This window comes from Ornithinibacillus gellani (assembly GCF_003730295.1).
Taxonomy (GTDB): domain Bacteria; phylum Bacillota; class Bacilli; order Bacillales; family Amphibacillaceae; genus Ornithinibacillus_A; species Ornithinibacillus_A gellani.
This window is the reverse complement of record NZ_QTSZ01000037.1, coordinates 334,088-359,086: the sequence shown is the minus strand read 5'-3', so window position 1 is coordinate 359,086 and position 24,999 is coordinate 334,088. Positions and strand designations below refer to the sequence as shown.

Below are 24,999 nucleotides of genomic sequence, written 5' to 3'. Positions count from 1 at the left end.
AGAAACAGAAAAATGAAAAACAGAGGCAGAATAATTGCCTTTTTTCTAATCGTACTTGTCTTTGGTGGAACGATTGGGACGACGGTAATGGGTATTGCAAAAAACATTAATTTAGGTTTGGATTTACAAGGTGGATTTGAAGTTCTCTACGAGGTAGAGCCTGTAGATAAAACACAAAAAGTCACGAGACACATGATGGAAGGGACGGTTCAAACCCTGAATGATCGTGTAAACCGACTTGGAATTAGTGAAGCGGTAATTGATATAGAAGGGGAAGATCGAATCCGGGTGCAGCTGGCTGGTGTTGAGGACCAGACTGAAGCAAGAGATATGCTAGCTACTTCTGCTAGGCTTTCTTTCCGTGATGTTAATGATGAAGAGCTGTTAAATGGTTCAGATGTAAAAGAGGGCAGTGCGAAGCAAGATTTTCACCCAGATACCAATCAGCCGATTGTAACACTTCAATTAAAAAGTGCGACAAAGTTTGGTGAAGTAACAAGTCAAATTAAGGATATGAATGATCCTTCCACGCCTTATGAAGATAACTTACTCGTTATTTGGATGGATTTTGAGGAAGGCGATTCTTTCGCAGCTGAATACAATAAAGAGGAACCAAAGTTTGTTTCTTCTCCACGTGTTGCGAAAACAATTAATTCTCCAGATGTGATGATTGAGGGGAATTTTACCGTTGATTCTGCAAAATACTTAGCTGATATCATCAATTCCGGGTCATTACCGGTTAATATGAAAGAACTGTATTCTACTTCAGTAGGTGCACAATTTGGTGAACAGGCATTAAATAAGACTATTTTTGCTGGTTTTATCGGTGTCGGACTTGTATTTTTATTCCTGCTGTTCTTTTATCGATTCCCTGGTCTTATTGCAACGATTAACCTTGCTATTTACATTTATTTGATCTTGGTTGTATTTAACTGGATGCATGGTGTCTTGACATTGCCTGGTATTGCGGCACTGATTCTTGGGGTTGGTATGGCAGTTGATGCGAATGTCATTACCTTCGAGAGAATTAAAGAAGAGCTAAGAACTGGAAAATCATTAATTGCTGCATTTAAAGCAGGTACAAGAAACTCACTATCGTCTATTATTGATGCAAATATCACAACCTTATTAGCTGCAGTAATCTTATTTATTTTCGGGACAAGCTCTGTAAAAGGGTTTGCAACAATGCTAATTGTATCTATCTTAGTCAGTTTCCTAACAGCAGTTTATGGAACGAGATTATTGCTACAATTATGGATTAAAAATCCATTCTTGAAAAAACATCCAGAATGGTTTGGCGTTAAGAAAAAATCGATTCGCAGTATTAATGAAAAACAACCTGAAAAAGCTTTATTTATGAATCGTGAATTGGATGTTATTCAGCATCGGAAGAAGTTTTTCATAGGATCTTTGGCAATGGTATTAATTGGTGCTGTCTCGTTAATATTATTTCAATTAAATCCAGGTATTGATTTTACGAGTGGATCAAGAATTGAAATATTATCTGATAATAGCTTAACGACAGAAGAAGTGGAAAAAGGATTAGAGCAATTCGATTTGACTGCAAAATCAATCGTTTTATCTGGTGAAAATAACGAAATTGCAGTAGCAAGATTTGATAAAGAAGTTCCAGAGAACAAAATTGCAGAGATTAAAGCAGAATTCACAGAGAAATATGGCAGTGAGCCAAACGTTAGTGTGGTATCACCTATCGTGGGGCAGGAACTTGTGAAAAATGCAATCTATGCATTAGCTATTGCTTCTGTTGGAATGATTATATACGTCGCATTCCGTTTTGAATTATTCTTTGCAATTACTGCAATTATTGCACTGTTGCATGACGCGTTTTTCATTCTTGTTGTCTTTAGCATTTTCCGAATTGAATTTGATGTAACAATTGTGGCGGCGATACTTACCATTATCGGTTATTCCATCAACGATACGATTGTTACCTTTGACCGAATTAGGGAGAACCTGCGAAATAGAAAACCTATAAAAACGTTTAAGGAACTTGCCTTGGTTGTCAACAATAGTTTATTACAAACCTTTACAAGAAGTATTAACACTTCCTTAACGACCTTATTAGCCGTATTGGCATTCCTATTCTTAGGTGCATCTTCCATTACCGGATTTGCAATTGCTTTAGCTGTTGGTTTAATCGTAGGTACCTATTCTTCATTATTCCTGGCATCACAGTTATGGCTCGTATGGCGCGGCAAGAACATTAAAGAAAAACCAGTAGATTTCCGTAAGAAAAAACGCTTGGAAGGACCACAGGTATAATGAATTGCACAATAACCCATGCACTTTGTGCAAGGGTTATTGTTGCTTCATCGCAAATTTAACAATAGGATTCAACGAAGATGGGAGAGAGATTCATGAAGGGACAAACCTATGTTATTACTGCTATCATAGTTACGATAATTATTGCAGTGTTTGCCGTTACCAATGTATCGATGGTTGAAGTAAATTATTTATTTTGGAAAGTTGAATCACCTTTAATTCTCGTTATTTTATTTTCGGTACTGATGGGCGGAATAATTGCTGCTGCGGTCAGTATAATTAAAATCTACCGTCTCGAAAAAGATTCAAAAAAGCTTCGGAATGAAATTGAACAATTGCACCATGTCATGCAAAAGCATGGGGTAAAAATACCTAAACCTTCCAAAACTGATGGAAACGAAGCAGATGCCAAGTCAAAACGATAGGTGACTTGAGGTCAATTCTAATTGCTCCCCTGAGACAAATATGTGTATAATAAATGGGTTAGGGGTGAATTCATGTTAGCTAGTAAGACAATATGGAAATATATACCGTCGGATCAAACATTATCATCGGAAACGGCATTGAAGCTTTCTCCAATGATAAGAAAACTGTTAGCACAAAGGGGCATTGAGCATCCCGATGATGTGCAACAGTTTATGAAGCCCGATTTACAAGGATTACATGATCCGTCCTTACTTTCTACAATCGATAAAGTAAAAGTACGAATCCAGACTGCAATAGATCAACAAGAAAAGATACTCATATTCGGGGATTATGATGCGGATGGCGTAACTTCTACTACCGTCATGTATAAAACATTACAAGAACTTGGTGCCCATTGTCATTTCTATATCCCAAACCGGTTTACAGAGGGATATGGTCTCAATGAAAATGCCATACGACAGGCTGCTGAAGAAGGATACACCGTCATCATTACCGTTGATACTGGAATTTCTGCTATTTGGGAAGCGAGTGTTGCCAAGGCAATAGGTGTGGACTTAATCATAACCGATCACCACGAAGTGCAAGAAGATATGCCAGATGCTTTTGCTATTATCCACCCAAAATGTGCGGATACATATCCTTTTAAGGAGTTAGCAGGTGTTGGCGTTGCATTTAAGCTGGCACAGTATTTACTGGGATATTTTCCAAAGCATTTATTGGATCTAGTAGCGATAGGCACCATCGCGGACTTGGTTCCGCTTGTAGGTGAAAATCGTATACTCGCTTATTATGGTTTACAGCAATTATCGCGTACAGATAATAAGGGAATAAAAGCTTTACTTAAACAATGTCATGTACAAGGACAGGTGACAGAAGAGGATGTCGGCTTTTTAATTGGACCTAGGTTAAATGCTGTAGGAAGATTACAGGATGCCGATTTAGCTGTCCAATTATTATTAACTGATGATTTGATTGAAGCTACCGAATTTGCGGAAGAGGTTCAATCATTGAATCAAGAAAGACAAAAAATTGTTGCCGATATTTTTAAAGAGGCTGAACAACTTGTCGTCAATAAACGTGAAATGCCAGGAGTCATCATCGTAGCAAAAGAGGGATGGAATCAAGGGGTACTAGGTATTGTTGCCTCCCGTCTCGTTACAAAATTCGAGCGACCAGCAATCGTTTTATCTATCAATGAGGATGGGACACATGCCAAGGGGTCGGCAAGAAGTATCCCCGCTTTTGATTTATTCGAAAATTGTATGCAAATTCGAGATCTATTTGATGCGTTTGGTGGTCATTCTCAGGCTGCTGGTATGACAATTTCTGTCGAAAATCTGAGGGAAATTGAACAGCGGTTGGATGAACAGATTCATGCACAACTTACCCCAGAGCAATTTAAGCAAGAAACTGAAATAAGTGGACGCATTCAATTATCAGAAGTGAATGAAGCGTTTATTCAAGAAGTGGAACAGCTTGCTCCATTTGGCAGGGGAAATCCTAAACCATTATTTCTTTTGGAGCATGTACCAGCTGAAATAAGACAGCTGGGAAACATGAAAAAGCATGTGAAACTCCAATTCCGTGAAGATAGTCATGCCGTAGAGGCGATTGGTTTTGGTATGGGTGAACTATTCTATGCAATTAGTCCACGTGCTAAAGTATCGGTAGTTGGTGAGTTGGGCATAAATGAATGGAATGGCAATAAGAAGCCACAAATATTATTGAAAGACATAAAAGTAGATAGCTGGCAATTATTTGACCAGCGAGGCAAGAGAAAATTGGAACCAATCTATTGTACGAAAAAGGATAAAATGGTTGTTATTGGTGAAACAGAGCGCAATGGTTCCTATCCAAATGCAATGTATTTAGCCGATTATACTTCAGAAGAGGCAAGTCGAGCAGATATACTTGTGTTAAATATATTACCAAAGCAATTATCTGATTTAGAGGTGCTATTACATAAGGTACAGCCTAGTCAGATACATATTTGTTTTATGATTGAACAGAGTGCTTATTTACAATCTTTTCCGAATCGTACTGATTTTAAGCAACTGTATGCATGGATTTATAAACAACAGAAATTGCATATGGAAAAGGAATTACCGGCTATTTCCCGCTCAGGTAAATGGTCTTTGGATAATATTCAATTTATGGTAGATGTTTTTCAAGATTTAGGGTTTATTCAGGTAAATAATAACTTCATTCAAATTCAGCCAACCTCTGAAAAGAAAGATTTGACAACTTCAGCTGTGTATCAGCGCCGAAAACAGAAAGAAGAGCTTGAAAAGATTTTATATTACTCTACGTTTGATGAACTGCATCAATTGCTTGAAAAACAAATGTCATATTTAGAATCACCTAAGGAGGAAGTAATCCATGGATTTTAAACAATATATTAAAATCGTTCACAATTGGCCAAAAGAAGGTATTGAATTTAAAGATATTACACCATTAATGGATAATGGGAAAGCATTTAAAGCAGCTGTAGATGAAATTGTTGACTTTGCCAAGGAAAAAGAAATTGATATTGTTGTAGGTCCGGAAGCGAGAGGGTTTATCATTGGATGCCCTGTTTCCTATGCTTTAGAAGTCGGCTTCATCCCTGTTCGTAAAGAAGGGAAGCTTCCACGAGAAGTTATTAAAGTAGATTATGGTCTTGAATATGGTCAAAATGTATTAACGATTCATAAAGATGCAATAAAGCCGGGGCAACGTGTTTTAATCACAGATGATTTGCTAGCCACTGGTGGTACCATTGAGGCAACGATTAAGCTCGTTGAAGAATTAGGCGGTGTGGTTGTAGGCTGTGCCTTCTTAATTGAATTATCTTATTTAAATGGTATGGATAAATTAGAGGGCTATGACGTTCTATCCTTGATGAAATACTAATTGCCTGTTAGATAGGTCTGATGGAGAGTTTCGTGCTTCAATCAGGCCTTTCTTGACAAATAGGGTAAAATGGAATATACAATCATAATGAAGCATCATGTGCACATATAGAGTAGTAACTTGTATGATAATCATATATACAGTGATCTTTACGTTCTTGCAAATGGATAGCTTTTTATGGTTTAATGAAGCACAAAGTATGATTATTTGTAAGCAATAATGTTTTAAATAATGTGTGTAATTTACTGAAGGGCAGCATAGCTCAAACAACTTCTATGAATACGAATAAAGGTGATTAAATGGCCAAAAATGATGTGGTAACAGTCGAAATGATATTTGAAAAAGCGAGCCAGTATCTTGTAGAAGATGATATTGCTTTTATTCGACGTGCATATGAATTTGCTGAACGAGCACATATCGACCAGTACCGAAAATCTGGAGAAGCATATATCATTCACCCTGTACAGGTGGCTGGTATTTTAGTAGATTTAAAAATGGATCCTGTCACAATTTCAGGTGGATTCCTACATGATGTTGTGGAGGACACTGATGTAACGATAGAGGAACTTGAAGAAGTTTTTAATAAAGAAGTTGCTATGGTTGTAGATGGGGTGACAAAGCTCGGTAAAATAAAATATAAATCAAAGCAAGCACAACAAGCGGAAAACCATCGAAAAATGTTTGTCGCAATGGCAAAGGATATTCGGGTTATCTTAATCAAGCTTGCTGATCGATTGCATAATATGCGTACCCTCAAGCATCTTCCTCCAGAAAAACAACGCAGAATCTCGAATGAGACATTGGAGATATTTGCCCCGCTGGCACATCGACTTGGGATTTCCACGATAAAGTGGGAGCTGGAGGATACAGCGTTACGCTATTTAAATCCACAGCAATATTACCGTATTGTCCAATTGATGAAGCAAAAGCGTGAGGAACGGGAATCCTATATACAAGAAGTGATGAATGAAGTAAAGGTGCAGCTGAAGGAAGTGCATATCGACGCAGATATGTCCGGTCGACCAAAGCATTTGTATAGTATTTACAAGAAAATGGTAAAACAAAATAAACAGTTTAATGAAATTTATGATTTATTAGCTGTTCGAATTATTGTAGATAGTATAAAAGATTGCTATGCAGTTTTAGGTATTATCCATACCTGTTGGAAACCTATGCCTGGTCGTTTTAAAGACTATATCGCGATGCCGAAGCCTAATTTATACCAATCGTTACACACTACTGTAATTGGTCCAAAAGGCGATCCATTAGAGGTTCAAATTCGTACAAAGGAAATGCATGAAATAGCAGAATACGGGATCGCAGCACATTGGGCATATAAGGAAGGAAAACAGGTAGCTAAAGGAAATAAATCATTCGAGGAAAAGTTAACTTGGTTCCGTGAGATATTAGAATGGCAAAATGAAACGAATGATGCAGAAGAATTTATGGAATCGTTAAAAGTAGATTTATTTTCTGATATGGTATATGTTTTCACCCCAAAGGGTGATGTCATTGAGTTGCCATCTGGTTCTGTGCCGTTGGACTTTGCTTATCGAATTCATACAGAAATCGGAAATCAAACGGTTGGTGCGAAAGTGAATGGGAAGATGGAGCCACTTGATTATCCGTTAAAAAATGGGGATATTATTGAGGTCATGACCTCTAAACACTCTTATGGTCCATCACAAGACTGGTTAAAAATAACGCAAACGTCACAAGCAAAGAATAAAATTAGACAATTTTTTAAAAAACAGCGTCGTGAAGAGAATATCTCTAAAGGAAAAGATGCAGTAGATAAAGAAATTCGTGCATTGGGAATTGAACCAAAAACAGTTCAAACAGCTGACAATCTAAAACGGGTATATGAGCGGTTTAATTTCATGAATGAAGATGATATGTATGCTGCCGTTGGATATCAAGGGATTACTGCTGCGTTAATCGCGACAAGACTAACAGAGCAAGTGCGTAAAACGATGCAGAAGGAACAAGAACTTGCGAAGACGTTAGAGGAAGTAAAATATGATGCGCCTGAAAAAGCATCACATAAGCGTGATTTAGGTGTGCGTGTAGAAGGTGTAGATAATTTACTTGTCCGCCTCTCTAAATGTTGCAACCCGGTTCCTGGTGATCAAATCGTTGGCTATATCACGAAGGGTAGGGGTGTTTCCGTACACCGAGCTGATTGCCCAAATGTACAAACAGATGAAGCAAAGGAACGATATTTAAAGGTATATTGGGAAAATCACCAAATTGACCAGAGACAGTACCATGTGGATTTGGAAATATCCGGCTATGATCGTCGCGGCTTGCTGAATGAAGTATTACAAGCTGTGAATGAAACAAAAACGAATATTACCCATGTGAACGGCAGATCGGATCGTAATAAAATGGCCGTTATTCAAATCACAATTCTCATTCATAATACAGAGCATTTACGTAAAATTGTCGAACGAATTAAACAAATTAAAGACATTTATACCGTCACTCGAACAATTCAATAAAGGCTATGATGTGAGGAGTTTTTATAGTATGAAAGCAGTTATTCAACGTGCTAGCAATGCAAAAGTGACCGTAGATAATAAAATAGTAGGACAAATTGATACGGGATTTGTTGTCTTGTTGGGAGTAACCCATGAAGATACAGTGGAGGATGCCCGTTATTTAGCAAATAAAATTATTCACTTACGTGTATTTGAGGATGAAGCAGGCAAGATGAACTTATCCTTAAAGGATATGGGTGGTGCTATTCTTTCGATTTCACAGTTTACTTTGTTTGCTGATACGAGAAAGGGGAGACGACCTAGTTTTGTTCAAGCGGCATCTCCTGGGATGGCGAATGAATTATATGAGCAATTCAATGGCATCCTGACACAAGAAGGAATTCGGGTAGAAACAGGTGAATTCGGTGCGATGATGGATGTACAATTAACAAATGAAGGGCCTGTAACTATTATCATCGACAGTAAAGACAAATAAATACAAAAAGGTTACCCTGTATGATTCGTACAAGGTAACCTTTTTCTGTATTTTTTACATAACTTATTGGTTAAAGTAATATAATAAACCATTTATCATACCAGTTACCATCTTTTTCTGGTATGCATCTGTTAGCAGAAGCTGTTCCATTTCCGGATTGGACAAAAAGCCCAATTCTAGTAGTACAGCTGGTTTTAAATTTTGTCTTAATACTTGATAATCTCCATATGTAATTCCACGATCTCTAGACTCTGTTTCTTTCATCATCTCTTTTTGAATCAAGGTCGCTAATTCCTTACTTTGATCATGGTAGTAGAAAGTTTCCATTCCTTCTACATTTGGCAGCTCCGGGACACTATTGTAATGAATACTGATAAATGCATCGGTGTCCAAGAAGTTAGATAGAGTTGCACGACTGGCTAATGAGATAAATTCATCTTCATTTCTTGTGAAGATTGGGTTTGCGCCAAGTGCCTTTAATTCATGTGATAAAAGCTGTGCAGTACGGTATGTAAAGTCTTTTTCGTATTCACCGGATGCACTGATTGACCCTACGTCTCTACCACCATGACCTGCATCAATGACGATGGTCTTATGCTTGATTCCACTGCTTCGTTTAGATTGTGGCACGTCCACTAAGCCTTTGTGGATAAAACCCTGTATTTGATTATTTTTAATTTCATACCATTCGTCATCAGCTGAGATTACTTCAAATGAAGTGCCTTTATCCGCGAAATCTGTGATGGGATAGGTTGTTCCCGGTCCTTTTCTGATTTGTGAATGATCATAATAAATCTTAATGGTATTTGTTTCTGTAGACGGATTGGTTTGAACGGTCTCGGCTTCAACATCTTCCGTTGCATCAGCTTCTTCTGTATCTTCTTCTGAGATGGTGACATATTCTTTTGATACCCAGCCTGTTCCATTTGAAAGCTCAATTTCAACCCATTCTTCCTGCTCTTGTATAATAGAAAAAGTTTCATTCGTATGTACTTTTTGAATCTGTTCATAATTAGTTCCTGGCCCAGTGCGTACATTCAAATTATCATGTTGTACTGTTACAGATGCGGCATATGCTAATTGGCTTCCGCTTATTACTATGCCAGTAAACATGATTACTTGGATCCATTTCTTTAAACTTTGCAATAAAATCAACCTTCCTATTCACCATTTCAACGTCTCAAAATGTTTCTTCCTCTATATTAATAAAATCCAGGCAATTAGGCAAAAATAATTCTAATAAATATTTTCATAAAATGGTTTATTATTGGAGGCAATTGTTATGCGTGAACATATTAAACATTCATGTAGTAAGCAGCATCAATTATTATTTGGCAACCAGGAAGGACAATTTATAGAGAAACAAAAACTAGGAGAACAACATGTTATTTCCGATGAATTCGGAATTTCGGTGATAGATGTACCAATATGGAAGAAAAAAACGTTCAAAACTTGACAATGGGGTTGCCTTTCATTAAGATAATAATCATTCAAATGAAATGTATAATGATTGATTACCATTGAAGGAACAAGTAATTGGTATAAACCGGAAAGAGAAAAAATGTCACAGGCTGAAAACATTTTTACGGTGAATCCAATGAAAGACACTCCCGAGGTTCCATTTCGAAGGTTGTTTAAAATGATAAACAGCGGTAGACTTGGACGTCTTGCAGGCGTTAACTGTGAAGAGCGGATGTTTTTTACATCAACTAGGGTGGCATCGCGGGTTAACTCTCGTCCCTTATTTTTATATGGGACGGGAGTTTTTTGTATACTTTTTGCTATTGATTCGAACGGTACGCATAACCCAACAGCAATTAGGAAATGTAAAAATCATTACCTAAATGATTTATATAGAAGCAGGAGGGAATGGGAATGAAGATTAATGCTCCGAGAGGTACGGCAGATTTATTGCCAGCTGAATCAGCAAAATGGCAGTTTGCAGAACAGAAAATAAAGGATATTTGTAGAAGATACCATTATGAGGAAATTCGAACACCATTATTTGAGCACACGGAACTATTTCAAAGAAGTGTTGGTGATTCAACGGATATCGTCCAAAAAGAAATGTACACCTTTGAAGACCGTGGAGGAAGAAGTCTAACATTACGGCCGGAAGGTACTGCTGCAGTGGCACGTGCTTTTGTTCAAAATAAATTATATGGTGATCCAAATCAACCTAAAAAGCTATACTATTTTATGCAAATGTTTCGTTATGAACGTCCGCAGGCTGGACGGATGAGACAGTTGAATCAATTTGGTGTGGAAGTGCTTGGTAGCGAAGATCCAGCGGTGGATGCAGAAGTAATTGATTTAGCAATGACTACCTATCAAGAATTAGGCTTAAAATCTTTGAAGTTAGTAATAAACTCGTTAGGTGATCAGGAAAGTCGTCAAAATTACCGTGATGCATTGGTTGCACATTTTACTCCGGTGGCAAATGAATTATGTAAGGATTGTCAGCAAAGGTTAACGCAAAATCCACTCCGGATACTGGATTGTAAAACAGATCGGACCCATCCTGCAATGGCTGCTGCGCCATCGATTCTAGACTATTTGAACGATGCTTCCAAACAATATTTTGAACAAGTGAAGCATTACTTGAATGTAATAGATATTCCATATGTTGTTGATCCCAATTTGGTACGTGGATTAGATTATTATAACCACACAGCTTTTGAAATTATGAGTGAATCAGACGGTTTTGGTGCGATTACAACGTTGGCAGGTGGTGGGCGTTATAATGGCCTCATTGAGGAGCTAGGTGGCCCAAACACACCAGGAATTGGATTTGGAATGGGTCTAGAGCGGTTAATGATGGCTTTGGATGCGGAAAAAATACAACTAAGCACGGATAAGCAATTGGATTGTTATATGGTTGCCATGGGAGAACAAGCAGAGCAAAAAGCATTTTCTCTTGTGCGGGAACTTCGAAGTAAAGGTATTCAAATTGATAAAGATTATCAAGGTAAAAAAATGAAAGGTCAATTTAAAAATGCGGATCGGTTACAAGCAAAATATGTATTGATACTTGGTGAAGATGAAATAGAGCAGGGAACCGTTCTTGTTCGCACAATGGAAACCGGCGAGCAGGAAGCAATCAACTGGGATGAAATAGCAGAAACCATGCAGGAGAAACTTCAAGGGGGTAAGGCAGATGAGTGAACGAATACTATCGGGTACAATCCAGGAATCTCATATTGATCAAGAGGTGTTATTAAAGGGATGGGTACAGAAGCGTCGTGATTTGGGTGGTCTGATCTTTATCGATCTACGTGATAGATCAGGTATTGTTCAAGTGGTTTTTAATCCCGACCATTCCGCAGAAGCACTTGCAATAGCTGAAACTATCCGTAGTGAATATGTGATTGAAGTGAAGGGCAAGGTAGTGAATCGTGAAGCAGGTACCATAAACAAAGCAATGAAAACTGGAACGATTGAAGTACTTGCATCAAATGTAGTGATTTTAAACAAGGCCAAAAATCCTCCGTTTCCATTACAAGATGAAACAGATGTGTCAGAGGATTTACGTCTGAAATATCGCTATATGGATTTACGTCGCACGCCATTACAGGAAACATTCCGTTTACGTCATCAAATTACGCAAGCTGTTCGTAACTTTTTAAATGCGGATGGTTATTTGGAGATGGAGACGCCAATATTGACAAAGAGTACCCCGGAAGGTGCAAGGGATTACTTAGTACCAAGTCGAGTGCATCCAGGGGAATTTTATGCTTTGCCACAATCGCCTCAGCTATTTAAACAATTAATTATGATGGCTGGGTTTGAAAAATATTATCAAATTGCACGCTGCTTTCGAGATGAAGACTTAAGAGCAGACAGACAGCCTGAGTTTACCCAAATTGATATTGAAACATCTTTCATGTCCAGTGAAGAAATTATGGAAATGGCTGAGCGCATGATGTACCATGTGATGAAGGAAGTAAAATCGATTGAGCTACCACGTCCTTTCCCTAGAATGAAATATGATGAAGCGATGTCTCGCTACGGTTCGGATAAACCAGATACCCGTTTTGATTTGGAGTTAATTCATGTAACAAGCATTTTAAAAGACGCTGAATTTAAAGTGTTCAAAGGTGCAATTGAAGAAGGTGGCAAGGTGTGCTTGTTAAATGTAAAAGGACAAGCTGCAAATTATTCTAGAAAAGATTTAGACAAATTAACTGAATTTGTAAAAGTATATGGAGCCAAAGGGTTAGCATGGCTTAAATATGAAGAATCCGAATTAAAAGGTCCCATTGCCAAATTTCTATCAGAAGACGAGAAACAAGGGCTTATGGATGAAGCAAATGTAGAGAATGGAGATTTACTTTTGTTTGCGGCGGACAAAACTTCTGTCATTTATGATAGCTTAGGTGCATTACGGTTAAAGCTAGGTAAGGAACTTGAACTAATTGATACGAGTGAATTCAATTTCCTCTGGGTTACAGATTGGCCGCTATTGGAATATAACGAGGAAGAAGAGCGATATTTTGCAGCGCATCATCCATTTACAATGCCATTTGAGGAAGATACGGATCAATTATTACAGGATCCCGCAAATGTACGTGCTAATGCATATGACTTGGTTCTAAATGGTTATGAACTTGGTGGCGGCTCCTTACGAATTCATAAAAAAGAATTGCAGGATCAAATGTTTCAAGTACTTGGTTTTACTAAAGAACAGGCAAGAGAACAATTCGGCTTCTTATTAGATGCATTAGAATATGGTGCACCGCCACATGGTGGGATTGCACTTGGATTGGATCGTATTGTCATGCTGCTGGCGGGAAGAAATAATTTAAGAGATACTATTTTATTCCCTAAGACGGCTTCCGCTACAGATCTAATGACAGAAGCACCAAGTACTGTTGATACGAAACAGCTTGATGAATTGTCCATTCAATTAGCAACAAAAAAAGATAAATCTATCCAGTAGTTTTGTATCAAATCATGTACAATGTGCATGGAAAGATTGTAAAATCCAAATGTGTATGATAAAATATTTTTAGAAATGAAGTTACGAAATAGAAATCCTGATGTGTGCGTCCAATCCAAACATTTTGACCGAACACTATTGATTTGGGAGCCTGAAAAGTTTTAATGTTGCGTGCATGCCCTGTAATAGGGGAAGCACAGAAGGCATTGAACAGGGCACCCACCTGCCTGGAGCGGGATCAAAAGTTATATTGGACGGCACTATTGGGATTATACATAAATGAACAAAAGACCCGGTATTCGCAATATGTGAAAGCCGGGTTATTTTTATCACAGATTAACTGGCTGTAAGCTCCCACATCGAGAATTTTTGTTAATAACAAGCATGGATAAGTGGGGAGCAACAGCCAGTAAAGGCCTGATTGGTTCAACTAACAATCCGTGGGGGAAGTGCGGAAATCCCCACGGATTGAAGTTTCACTTTATCACAGATTAACTGGCTGTAAGATTCCCACATCGAGAATTTTTGTTAATATCAAGCATGGATAAGTGGGGGGGCAACAGCCAGTAAAGGCCTGATTGGTTCAACTAACAATCAGTGGGTGAAGTGCAAAAAAACCCCACTGATTGAAGTTTCACTTTATCACAGTTTAACTGGCTGTAAGCTCCCACATCGAGAATTTTTGTTAATAACAAGCATGGATAAGTGGGGGGCAACAGCCAGTAAAGGCCTGATTGGTTCAACTAACAATTTATATGGAGGTGGAGAATCATGAAGCTAGTTACATTTCAAAATCAATCTCAATTGCAAATTGGCATTCTTGAAAATAATCGAATAACAAGCCTTCAAGAGATTCAGCATGATGTGCAAAATGACCCTTTATTACAAAAAGAAGGGGATGATTACTCCTTCCCATTAAGTCCCGATGAATTTTATTATGCTGGATTACCTGCCATTGAAGCTGTAAAAAAGATATACGATCTGTTGAAAGTCAATGGGGCTCGTTTGCAAACGATAGAGGCACATCATTCGACATTAACGACACCAATTCCAAATCCAAGAAAGATTATTTGTGTGGGAAGAAATTACCGTGCACATGCACTGGAAATGAAAAGTGATATTCCGACTATCCCTGTTTTATTTGCAAAATACAGTAATTCATTAATCGGTCCCCATCAACCGATTGTGAAATCACCAAAAACGAATAAGTTAGATTATGAGGTTGAATTAACTGTAGTTATTGGTAAAAAGGCAAGTAAAGTGAAACAACAGGATGCATTATCCTATGTGGCCGGATATACAATTGGCAACGATACTTCCGCTCGAGATTTACAAAAGAGAACACCACAATGGTTGCAAGGTAAAACCTTGGACAATAGTACGCCAATTGGACCTTGGATTGTAACCTCGGATGAAATTATGAATCCGACAAATCTAGCAATTAAATCTTATGTGAATGGGGAAGAAAGACAGTCATCCAATACAAAGCATTTCCTATTTGATATCCCTTATTTAATTGAATTTATATCTGATTTAATTACGCTTGAACCCGGAGATTTAATTATGACAGGAACGCCTGATGGGGTAGGGTTTGGAATGGAGCCACAAATATTTTTGCAGCCTGGTGATGTTGTTAGACTGGAAATAGAAAAAATCGGCTGGATGGAAAACAAAATAATAGACGGCAGTGATTAGGCTGCCGTCTATTTCATTGAGAAGACTAATATGTTTGTTATCCATTCATTCCTTGAATCATTTGTTCTAAATTACCGTTTTTATCCATACGAAAAGTTGGAGCCTTCAGGGACCCTTGATCATCTAGGACAGTCATTTTTCTGGCCCGATCCATAATTTGCAGAAATACTTGATAGTCTTCTTGAACAGTATTTAATTGTTCTTCTGTCTTACTTAGTTTATTCTCTAAGCTGGCGATTTTCTCCCTAAGGTCTCTATTCTCATGCTGCACACGATTTAGCGCTTGCTCAGATTGATCTGAAGCATAAAATTGATGTTTCATGCTAGAAAGAAATTGGATGACAGTATCAATCGTAAGTGGTGATTCGGGTTGAAATGGTTGTGCTGGAATAGTAGCTGTTCTTTCGTTTGGGATGGTCAATGCAGGTTGTTGTTTTTTAGGTTTATTACCTTGCATTGCACGTTTTTTTTCTTTTCTTTGGCGTTTTGCCAGGTCAATAGCATCATTATATTTATTTCTAATTTCTGCATTCCATCGAAAACCACATGCTGCAGAAGTACGATTAAGTTGGTCGCCAACCTCTTCAAACGCATTTAATTGTGTACTACCTTCGCGAATATGTCGCAGTACGGTTTCAGCAAGCAATAAATCATCCTCATGCGACCACGCATCTTGTCTAACCTTTACCATACAGTTCACTCCTTATCCTACGGTTCCTTTGAAAATGGTTTTCATTGCATGATCAGTTGTGAAATCTATCTGAATTGCATTTCTTCCCATCTATCATTTTCTAGTTTTACCGCTTGGAAAAAGAATTATACCTATGTTATTTCGTTTTATCCTGTAAAATTCGATCATGTACTTGTTTCATTGCTTGTTCAAACTTTCCGGTTTGTTTAGGATAATAATACCGCTTGTTTTTAATAGTGTCAGGCAAATACTGTTGACTCACCCAGCCATTATCATATTGATGAGGGTATTTATAGTCGATACCTCTTCCTAGTTGTTTAGCTCCCTGATAATGTGAGTCTTTTAGATGAGCAGGGATTTCACCTGCTTTTCCAGCACGTATGTCTGTAAGGGCTGCATCAAGGGCTTGATATGCTGAGTTTGATTTTGGTGATAGACAAAGCTCGACAATTGCAACTGATAATGGAATCCGTGCTTCAGGAAAACCAACCCGTTCAGCGGCTTGTACTGCTGCAATGGCACGCGGCCCAGCTTGGGGATTGGCAACCCCAATATCTTCATAAGCTGTGACAATCATTCTTCTCGCGATACTGTCCAAATCTCCCGCCTCAATTAATCTACCTAAATAGTGGAGTGCCGCATCTACATCAGATCCTCTGATGGACTTCTGGAATGCTGAAAGGACATCATAATGCGCATCACCGCTTTTATCGTGAGAAAAACTCTTTTTTTGCATACATTCTTCAGCGGTTTCAAGATTTATAATGATGGTGCCTTGTTCATTTTTAGGTGTAGAAAAAACAGCAAGTTCTAGCCCGTTTAAGGCAGAACGCATATCACCATTTGCACTATTAGCAAAATGCTCGAAAGCATCCTGATCTACTTGTATCGTATATTCCCCTAGACCTTTATCGGGATCTATTGCAGCACGCTTTAGGGCTGTCATTATTTGATCAGGGGTGAGTGAATATAATTCAAATAAATGACATCTGCTGCGAATTGCTGGATTAATGGAATGATACGGATTACTTGTTGTACAGCCAATCAAGGTTATTAAGTTACTTTCCAGATAAGGTAATAGAAAATCTTGCTTCCCTCTATCGAGACGATGTACCTCATCTAAAATCATAACAATATGTCCCGTCATTTTTGCTTCTTCCACAACAATTTCCATATCTTTCTTCTTGTCCGTTACAGCATTCAATAGCTTGGCCCGAAGCTTTAAGCTTTTTGCTAAGGCCATTGCCATAGAGGTTTTTCCAGTTCCTGGTGGTCCAAATAAGATCATCGATGCTAGTCGCTCCGCTTGTACCATTCGATTTAAGATTTTTCCTTCTCCGACAAGATGATCTTGTCCTACGATTTCAGAAATGTGATTTGGCCGCATGCGATAAGCAAGAGGTTGCTGTTTCAAATCTATTCATCCTTTACATAAAATATAATGATTAATTGATTAAGTATACCATATGTAGATTTATTTTTTGAACAATAACGATCATTTGTTCTGGTTATAGAATGAGACGTGCGTATAGACATTGATAAGGTTTCAAAAAGGAAATTCTGATGATAGTCGGATTGTATCTGTGCATGAAGGAATGCATTCATGCTATAATGGAACGTGATAAAAATGGAACGATAATAGGAAGATTAAATATATTTCTTAAATGGATAAAATAGGGGAGTATAACGAATGAAGATTTCCACAAAAGGACAGTATGGCTTAACCATTATGATCGCATTAGCAAAAAATTATGGGCAAGGACCTACGCCATTAAAAAAAATAGCGAAGAACAATCAATTGTCAGAGCATTACTTGGAACAATTGGCATCGCCACTTCGAAATGCAGGTTTGATTAAAAGTATCCGTGGTGCGTATGGTGGGTATGTACTGCCTAGGGAACCAAAGGAAATCAATGCTGGTGAAATCATTCGTGCATTGGAAGGGCCGATTACGGTAGTGGAAGGAATAGAGGATGAGGAACCAGCAAAGCAAGCATTATGGTTACGAATTCGTGATGCAGTGAAGGGTGTTCTTGATCATACTACTTTGGAGGATTTAATTACCACGGAGGGAGACTCCTCCAATGACGCATATATGTTCTATATTTAAGCAATTAGAGTTAGGAAGGAAAGGTTAATCATGAAACAAATATATATGGACCATGCTGCTACTACGCCGATGCACCAGGAAGCTGTTGGGGCAATGATTCCGGTTTTCCAAGAGGATTATGGAAATCCTTCAAGCGTACACGCGGTGGGGAGACGGGCAAGACAGTTGTTGGATCAAGCCCGGACAACTGCAGCAGCAAGTATCCACGCAGATGTAAAAGAAATCATTTTCACTAGCGGTGGAACAGAAGCGGATAATTTGGCAATTATCGGAACAGCACTTGCAAATAAAGAAAGTGGAAATCATATAATCACGACAAAGCAGGAGCATCATGCAGCATTACATGCAACTGCATATTTGGAGCGAAATGGCTTTGAAGTAACGTATCTACCAGTTTATGAAAATGGGCAAATCTCAGTAGATGATGTAAGGGCAGCCCTTAGACCGGAAACAATTTTAGTTACAGTTATGTATGTGAATAATGAAACAGGGGTTAAGCAGCCGATTGATGAAATTGGTGATTTACTACGGAATCATCAGGCTTATTTCCATACAGACGCAGTACAAGCGTATGGATTAATCAACATAAATGTCAAGCAACAAGGGATTGATTTATTAACCGTTTCCTCTCATAAAATTAATGGTCCAAAAGGAGTCGGATTTCTTTTTGTAAATCAGAATTTACGAGTGGAACCATTACAGCATGGCGGGGAACAAGAACGAAAGAAGCGTGCTGGTACTGAAAATGTTGCTGGTATCGTTGGTTTTAGTAAAGCAATTGAACTAGCCATGAAACAAAAAGAAGATAAACAAAAACATTATACAAAATTGATGAAGCATTTTATCGATTGTTTAACGGATGAACAGATTATGTTTCATATTAATGGTGATAGAAATCTAGCATTGCCTACCATTATTAACATTAGCTTTCCAGGGACACAGGTTGAAGCGCTGTTAATGAATATTGATCTTTCTGGAATTGCTGCATCGAGTGGAAGTGCTTGTACTGCAGGGTCAGTGGAACCATCACATGTCCTTACTGCTATGTATGGTTCTGAAAATGAGCGGGCCAAAAACTCGATACGTTTTAGTCTGGGATTGTATAATACGATGGATGAAATGAAAGAAGCTGCCGAACGGATAGGAAATATTATGCGGCGTTTAACACGTAAAAGATAGGTGACAAACATGAATCAAAATAAGAATACACGCGTTGTAATAGGAATGAGTGGTGGAGTAGACTCGTCAGTCGCAGCTCTACTGCTGAAACAGCAGGGTTATGAAGTAATAGGTATATTTATGAAAAATTGGGATGACACAGATGAATTTGGTGTGTGTACAGCAACAGAGGATTATGAGGATGTTATTCGGGTTTGTAATCAGTTGGAAATTCCCTACTATGCGGTTAATTTTGAAAAACAATATTGGGACAAGGTGTTTACCTACTTCCTTGATGAATATAAAGCTGGAAGAACACCAAATCCAGATGTTATGTGCAATAAAGAGATTAAATTCAAAGCATTTTTAGATCATGCATTAGATTTGGGTGCTGATTACTTAGCAACTGGACATTATGCACAAATTCGTAATCGTGATGGCAAAGTTGAAATGCTTCGCGGTGTGGATGATAATAAAGATCAAACCTATTTCCTTAATCAATTATCTGCCGATGTACTAAAAAAAGTGATGTTTCCACTTGGGCATATGCCTAAATCAGAGGTCAGAGCTATTGCAAAGGCAAATGGTTTAGCTACCGCGGATAAAAAAGATAGTACAGGCATTTGCTTCATTGGTGAACGTAATTTTAAAACATTTTTAAGTAATTATTTGCCGGCACAACCTGGAAAAATGCAGACATTAAGTGGTGAAATCAAAGGTAGCCATGATGGCTTGATGTATTATACAATTGGACAAAGGCAAGGCTTGGGGATAGGTGGATCTGGAGACCCGTGGTTTGTAATCGGCAAAAACCTAAAAGAAAATATATTGTATGTTGAACAAGGATTTTCAAATGAAAAGCTATACTCTACTGGTCTTGTTGCTTCTGACGTTAATTGGATACATCCAGAAGATTTGGAGCAACGGTTTGAATGCACTGCTAAATTCCGATATCGGCAGAAAGATAGCAAAGTGGTTGTTACGCTACGTGAGGATGGTCGTGTTGATGTACAATTTGATCAACCGGAACGTGCCATCACTCCAGGTCAGGCAGTTGTGTTTTATGATGGTGAGGTTTGTTTAGGTGGAGGAACCATTGATCAAATTGTCAAAGGTGACATTTTTCTAGATTATGTAGGATAAAACATGAAGGGATCACTATCCATTAAGAGATGGAAGTGATCCTTTATTCCAGTGGGGAGGTATTTACATGGATAAAACATCACAGGCAATACAATATATGCAAAAACAAAAATTCGAGGAAGCAGCTAAGCTTTTCAATGAAACGATTGAGGATAACCCTAAAGATCCGATTGGTTATGTGAATTTTGGTAATTTACTCATGCATATGGAAGACAATGATCATGCGCAACAATTTTTTGAGAAAGCAATTGCATTGGATAGTACGACGGCGACAGCTTACTATGGTCTTGGTAATGTTTTATACGAAAAAGAGCAATTTAATGAGGCTCAGATAGCATATCAAAAAACAATAGATGCGGGATTACAGGAAGCAGACGTTTATTTCATGCTTGGTCAATCCGTTGTGAATCAAAATCAAACAAAGCTGGCTATACCATATTTAATGCGTGCTGCTGAGTTAGCTGCGGACGATGCTGAAATTCGTTTTCATTACGGTTTAGCATTAGCACAGGCGGAGTATATTAAAGAAGCGGAAGTGGTGTTTCATGCGGTATTACAGCTGGAAGAAAAGCATGCCGATGCGCATTATAATTTAGGAGTCATTGCAATGTTCTATGATAAGCCTGAGGAAGCGTTGGTCCATTTCAAACAGGCATTGGAAATACAGCCCAACCATGTACTGGCAGCAAATGCAAAAAATAAAGTAGAAGAAGCACTGTAAATAGTGAGGGTGAGAGCATCGTGGAAACAAATGAGGAGACTGTTGAGAAGCTATATATTAAAGGTGAATTGCAGCATCTCATTTTTCACAATGCTGCAGAACACTTTTCGATTGCAAAAATCAATGTGCTCGAAACAAATACAGATATGCGTGACAAGGAAATTGTTATAAAAGGCTATTTTTCCAATTTACAGGAGGGAAAGGTCTACCAGTTTTATGGACATTTTGAGCATCATGTGAAATTTGGAACTCAATACCACGTTACGAGTTATCAAGCTTTTGTGCCGGAAACAAGGGATGGTCTTATTGCCTATTTATCTAGTGATTTGTTTTATGGAATTGGTAAAAAAACAGCGCAACGTATGCTGGATACACTAGGTGAGCAAGCAATCTCAAAAATATTAAATGATCCCAGTATCTTGAACCGTGTACCGGGTTTAAATAAAGATGCAGCCAAAAATGTTGTGAAAGTTTTACAGGAAAATCAGGGGTTTGATCACGTTGTAGTCCAACTATCTGAGTATGGTATTGGCTTAAAAATGGCACAAAAAATTTATCATGAATACAAAGAAGAAACCATTCATCTATTGGAACAAGATCCATATCAATTTGTTTTCGATATAGATGGATTTGGCTTTCAAACTGCGGACGAGATTGGCAGTATATTAAATTTATCATTGGTGCATCCGAATCGTATCGGGGCAGGTTGTATATATATATTGCAAAAAAATGTAAAGGATGGACATGTATATGTTCCGCTTGATTCCTGTGTAAGCGAGGTAAAACAACTACTGCATCGTCCAATGGAACCTTTGGAAGAAGAAACCATCCTACAGCGTCTAGCGGAGTTGAATAAGGAGAAAAAAATAATTATTCAAGAGGAGCGGGTTTATTTACCATCATTGTACTATGCAGAAGATGGATTTGCTTCACATGTTCAACGACTGCTTTCTCAAACTGTCGATGATATGACGACAACCGCGGAATTACTGCAAATTATCGGTGACATTGAAGAAGAAGAATCATTGAGCTACGGTAAAGAACAGTTTGATGCCATCGAAAATGCGCTTCAAAAGAAGCTCATGGTATTAACGGGTGGTCCTGGAACAGGTAAAACAACTGTCATTAAAGGGATATTAAAAGCTTATGCACAAATACATCATAAATCATTGGAACCAAGTGACTATGAAGATCGAGCTGATTATCCATTTGTTTTAGCTGCCCCTACAGGTAGAGCGGCTAAAAGGATTACCGAATCTACAGGACTTCCCGCCTTCACCATCCATCGATTATTAGGTTGGGATGGAAAAGATGGATTTGAAAAAAATGAGTTTGAGCAATTGAAGGGTGCATATTTAATCGTGGATGAATTCTCTATGGTGGATATTTGGCTCGCAAATCAATTGTTTAAGGCCATTCCGGATGATATGCAGGTTTTACTAGTAGGGGATGAGGATCAATTACCTTCTGTTGGGCCTGGCCAGGTATTAACAGATATGCTAGGAAATGACCAAATTCCATATGTTAGCTTACATGAGGTTTACCGTCAGCAAGAAGGTTCTAAAATTATCCAGCTTGCCCACCAAATAAAAAATGATGATATGAAACGTGAGTCCCTACATAATGATAAGGATTTTAGCTTTATTGCCTGTCAGGAGTATCAAGTGGTAGACGTCATTACCAAGGTATATGCGAAAGCATTGCACAAAGGTATTGATGATAAAGATATTCAGGTGTTGGCACCAATGTACCGTTCTAGGGCTGGTATTACAGAGATAAATAAGGCCCTGCAGGCGCTGGTAAATCCTAAAACAAGGCAAAAGCGAGAAGTCCACGTACAAGATGCAATTTTTCGCGTTGGAGATAAAGTTATTCAACTCGTCAATCAACCGGAAGATGGGGTTTATAATGGCGACATTGGTAAAATCGTAGCTATTTTTCGTGAAAATGAAAATGCGGAACAAATGGAACAGCTAGTCGTCGCATTTGAAGATCGCGAGGTAGTATATGAACGAAAAGATTATATAAACATCATGCATGCATATTGTATTTCCATCCATAAAGCACAGGGAAGTGAATTTCCAATTGTATTAATGCCAATTGTGTCTGCGTATTATCGTATGTTAAGAAAGAACCTTCTATATACCGGCATCACGAGAGGAAAACAGTCTTTAATTATTTGCGGTGAACAGGATGCGTTTCTACGTGGTGTTCAGACAATTGATACAAATAGAAGATATACTTATCTCAAAGAGCAACTATCGGAAAGGTTAGGATCTGTACAAGTTGAAACAGATGAAGAAGCAGATATATCACCATATGATTTTATGTGAATATGTATAAATATAGGCAGGTTTGGCAAGGATATCATCATATCTTTATTTTTAAATAGGGAGATGTGGTGCATATGCATTGCCCAAACTGTCGCAGCAAGGATATCGGAAAAATAGGTACACAGCAATATTATTGTTGGAATTGTTTTATAGAGATAACCATGCTTGGGAATGAATGGAATCTGCATCAAGTAGAAGCGGATGGTTCATTAAGTTCTTTAGATGATTTATTTACGGCGGATGAACGGAAGATTCATTGGTAGGTCTTCGTATTTCTAATATTACTATACGAAGGAGAGAATCGAATGCGCCTGCCGGAACCACGTTCGCATTTTTTGTACTGGATTTTAACAGGTATTTTCATATTTTTATTTTTCTATTTGCTCGTAAAGCTATTTCCATTTTATGATGCAGTATTAAAACTAATATGGCAAGTGCTCGCACCATTTGTAATTGCAGCATTGATTGCTTATTTACTATATCCAATCATTGCCTACATACATCGTTTTCGCATACCTAAATGGTTGGCAATCCTATTCATTTATATATTGTTTTTTGGTGGTGGAGCTTACTTACTTTATCGTATTTATCCGATGATTGTAATCCAACTCCGGGAATTAGAAGAACAACTGCCTCAGTTAACGACCATGTACGAAGCAATGCTGCTTCAACTATATGAATCCACCTCCTTTTTACCAGAAACATTCCATGATAAATTGGATCAGTTAATTTTGGGGATGGAATCTTCTATGGAAAACATGCTTGTACGTGTAATAGGTAGGATTACAAAAATTGTCGATATCATTATTCTATTGACCGTCATACCAGTACTTGTATTTTATTTTTTGAAGGATTTTACACAAATGAAGCTGTTTTTTAAACGGTTCATACCTAAAAAATATCTTGCACGATGCAGTCTAGCCCTGCATGCAGCTGATGAAAAACTCGGAAGCTATATTCGGGGTCAGTTATTGATTAGTTTAATTGTAACTGGAGCATCTTATCTTGTATTTTATATCCTTCACCTTAACTATGCCTTATTATTAGCTATTATCTTAGGCATCACCAATATTATCCCATATTTTGGTCCAATCATTGGTGCTGTACCTGCAGTAGTGCTTACATTGGCTGTCTCAACAAAACTTGCTATGATTGTGTTAATCGCAATCTTTATTATTCAGCTTCTGGAAAGTAATTTCCTTGCTCCATATATTGTGGGAAAAAGTATAGATATTCATCCGGTTGCGATTATTTTTGTTTTATTATTAGGTGGCAAGCTTGGCGGTGTCATTGGAATGATTGTTGCTGTACCGATATTAACCATTATGAAAGTAGTTGTGGAGCAAATATATCATCATCCGGATATAGATGTTCATTGACTTTTATCGAATTGTTTTCTATAATAACGTCAAACAACTAAATGTTTATACAATACGTTGAAGGTAGAAAGTACACGGAATACATGCAATCAGAGAGGGATTTTCATAAGGCTGAAAAAAATCCTGGCAAATGATCTGTGGAAAGCTGGACCGGAGTGCGACTAATCCTCGCCGGATGCATCACGTTATGATGTATAAGTGATGAGCAATTTATTGCTCATAATAAGGGTGGTACCGCGAACAATCTCGTCCC

General features: G+C 38.0%; 20 protein-coding genes, 1 other RNA gene and 2 other annotated features (1 of these 23 running past the window's edge). Of the genes, 18 read left to right on the top strand and 3 right to left on the bottom strand.

What is annotated here, in order from left to right:
- The first annotated feature begins 12 nt into the window (after positions 1–12).
- From secDF to dtd, 6 genes are all read left to right on the top strand, one after another.
- Complete coding sequence (gene secDF / locus DX933_RS12185; RefSeq protein WP_123316701.1) at positions 13–2,283, top strand: protein translocase subunit SecDF; 2,271 nt, start codon at positions 13–15, stop codon at positions 2,281–2,283.
- Between the two features lie 95 nt (positions 2,284–2,378).
- Positions 2,379–2,708 carry a LapA family protein gene (locus tag DX933_RS12180; RefSeq protein ID WP_123316700.1) on the top strand — a complete coding sequence of 110 codons (330 nt, stop codon included), beginning with the start codon at positions 2,379–2,381 and terminating at the stop codon, positions 2,706–2,708.
- Between the two features lie 72 nt (positions 2,709–2,780).
- The gene (gene recJ, locus DX933_RS12175) at positions 2,781–5,099 is read left to right on the top strand and encodes a single-stranded-DNA-specific exonuclease RecJ (RefSeq protein ID WP_123316699.1); all 2,319 of its coding nucleotides are present in this window, start codon (positions 2,781–2,783) and stop codon (positions 5,097–5,099) included.
- Entirely contained in the window at positions 5,089–5,601 is a 513-nt protein-coding gene (locus DX933_RS12170; protein WP_123316698.1) for an adenine phosphoribosyltransferase, read from the top strand. Before recJ ends, DX933_RS12170 begins: the two co-directional genes overlap by 11 nt.
- 299 nt (positions 5,602–5,900) lie before the next feature.
- Positions 5,901–8,102, top strand: a complete 2,202-nt coding sequence (locus DX933_RS12165; protein WP_123316697.1) for a RelA/SpoT family protein — start codon at positions 5,901–5,903, stop codon at positions 8,100–8,102.
- Positions 8,103–8,130: 28 nt separating this feature from the next.
- Positions 8,131–8,577, top strand: a complete 447-nt coding sequence (gene dtd, locus DX933_RS12160; RefSeq protein WP_123316696.1) for a D-aminoacyl-tRNA deacylase — start codon at positions 8,131–8,133, stop codon at positions 8,575–8,577.
- Positions 8,578–8,640: 63 nt separating this feature from the next.
- On the opposite strand, the gene DX933_RS12155 is transcribed toward dtd, so the two are convergent.
- Positions 8,641–9,723 (bottom strand): N-acetylmuramoyl-L-alanine amidase, encoded by a 1,083-nt coding sequence (locus DX933_RS12155; RefSeq protein WP_123316695.1) that lies wholly within the window; start codon positions 9,721–9,723, stop codon positions 8,641–8,643.
- Positions 9,724–9,859: 136 nt separating this feature from the next.
- On the opposite strand from DX933_RS12155, the gene DX933_RS18475 reads away from it, so the two are divergent.
- From DX933_RS18475 to DX933_RS12130, 5 genes are all read left to right on the top strand, one after another.
- The gene (locus tag DX933_RS18475; protein ID WP_190279509.1) at positions 9,860–10,033 is read left to right on the top strand and encodes a hypothetical protein; all 174 of its coding nucleotides are present in this window, start codon (positions 9,860–9,862) and stop codon (positions 10,031–10,033) included.
- Positions 10,034–10,088: 55 nt separating this feature from the next.
- Positions 10,089–10,322 (top strand) — a binding site (T-box leader).
- Positions 10,323–10,452: 130 nt separating this feature from the next.
- Positions 10,453–11,742, top strand: coding sequence for a histidine--tRNA ligase (hisS, locus tag DX933_RS12145; RefSeq protein WP_123316693.1), 1,290 nt, complete (start codon positions 10,453–10,455; stop codon positions 11,740–11,742).
- Entirely contained in the window at positions 11,735–13,516 is a 1,782-nt protein-coding gene (gene aspS / locus DX933_RS12140) for an aspartate--tRNA ligase (RefSeq protein ID WP_123316692.1), read from the top strand. The genes hisS and aspS overlap by 8 nt, the downstream gene beginning before the upstream one ends.
- A gap of 91 nt (positions 13,517–13,607) precedes the next feature.
- Positions 13,608–13,790: non-coding RNA, 6S RNA (ssrS, locus tag DX933_RS12135), on the top strand.
- Positions 13,791–14,287: 497 nt separating this feature from the next.
- Positions 14,288–15,211 carry a fumarylacetoacetate hydrolase family protein gene (locus DX933_RS12130; protein WP_123316691.1) on the top strand — a complete coding sequence of 308 codons (924 nt, stop codon included), beginning with the start codon at positions 14,288–14,290 and terminating at the stop codon, positions 15,209–15,211.
- A gap of 37 nt (positions 15,212–15,248) precedes the next feature.
- On the opposite strand, the gene DX933_RS12125 is transcribed toward DX933_RS12130, so the two are convergent.
- Entirely contained in the window at positions 15,249–15,902 is a 654-nt protein-coding gene (locus tag DX933_RS12125) for an RsfA family transcriptional regulator (RefSeq protein ID WP_123316690.1), read from the bottom strand.
- Between the two features lie 136 nt (positions 15,903–16,038).
- On the bottom strand, positions 16,039–17,316 hold the full coding sequence (locus DX933_RS12120; protein ID WP_123316689.1) for a replication-associated recombination protein A: 1,278 nt from the start codon (positions 17,314–17,316) through the stop codon (positions 16,039–16,041).
- 276 nt (positions 17,317–17,592) lie between these two features.
- Between DX933_RS12120 and cymR the strand changes: the two genes are divergently transcribed.
- From cymR to DX933_RS12085, 7 genes are all read left to right on the top strand, one after another.
- On the top strand, positions 17,593–18,012 hold the full coding sequence (cymR, locus tag DX933_RS12115; RefSeq protein WP_123316688.1) for a cysteine metabolism transcriptional regulator CymR: 420 nt from the start codon (positions 17,593–17,595) through the stop codon (positions 18,010–18,012).
- Between the two features lie 30 nt (positions 18,013–18,042).
- Entirely contained in the window at positions 18,043–19,191 is a 1,149-nt protein-coding gene (locus DX933_RS12110; protein ID WP_123316687.1) for a cysteine desulfurase family protein, read from the top strand.
- 9 nt (positions 19,192–19,200) lie between these two features.
- Positions 19,201–20,313 carry a tRNA 2-thiouridine(34) synthase MnmA gene (gene mnmA, locus DX933_RS12105; RefSeq protein ID WP_123316686.1) on the top strand — a complete coding sequence of 371 codons (1,113 nt, stop codon included), beginning with the start codon at positions 19,201–19,203 and terminating at the stop codon, positions 20,311–20,313.
- 67 nt (positions 20,314–20,380) lie between these two features.
- Complete coding sequence (locus tag DX933_RS12100) at positions 20,381–21,034, top strand: tetratricopeptide repeat protein (RefSeq protein WP_123316685.1); 654 nt, start codon at positions 20,381–20,383, stop codon at positions 21,032–21,034.
- Between the two features lie 20 nt (positions 21,035–21,054).
- Positions 21,055–23,367 (top strand): SF1B family DNA helicase RecD2, encoded by a 2,313-nt coding sequence (recD2, locus tag DX933_RS12095; protein WP_397316465.1) that lies wholly within the window; start codon positions 21,055–21,057, stop codon positions 23,365–23,367.
- A gap of 74 nt (positions 23,368–23,441) precedes the next feature.
- Entirely contained in the window at positions 23,442–23,630 is a 189-nt protein-coding gene (locus DX933_RS12090; RefSeq protein ID WP_123316683.1) for a hypothetical protein, read from the top strand.
- A gap of 42 nt (positions 23,631–23,672) precedes the next feature.
- Positions 23,673–24,746: an AI-2E family transporter gene (locus DX933_RS12085; protein ID WP_123316682.1), complete on the top strand. Its 1,074-nt coding sequence runs from the start codon at positions 23,673–23,675 to the stop codon at positions 24,744–24,746.
- A 48-nt stretch (positions 24,747–24,794) separates the two neighbouring features.
- Positions 24,795–24,999 (top strand) — a binding site (T-box leader) (it continues 4 nt past the right edge of the window).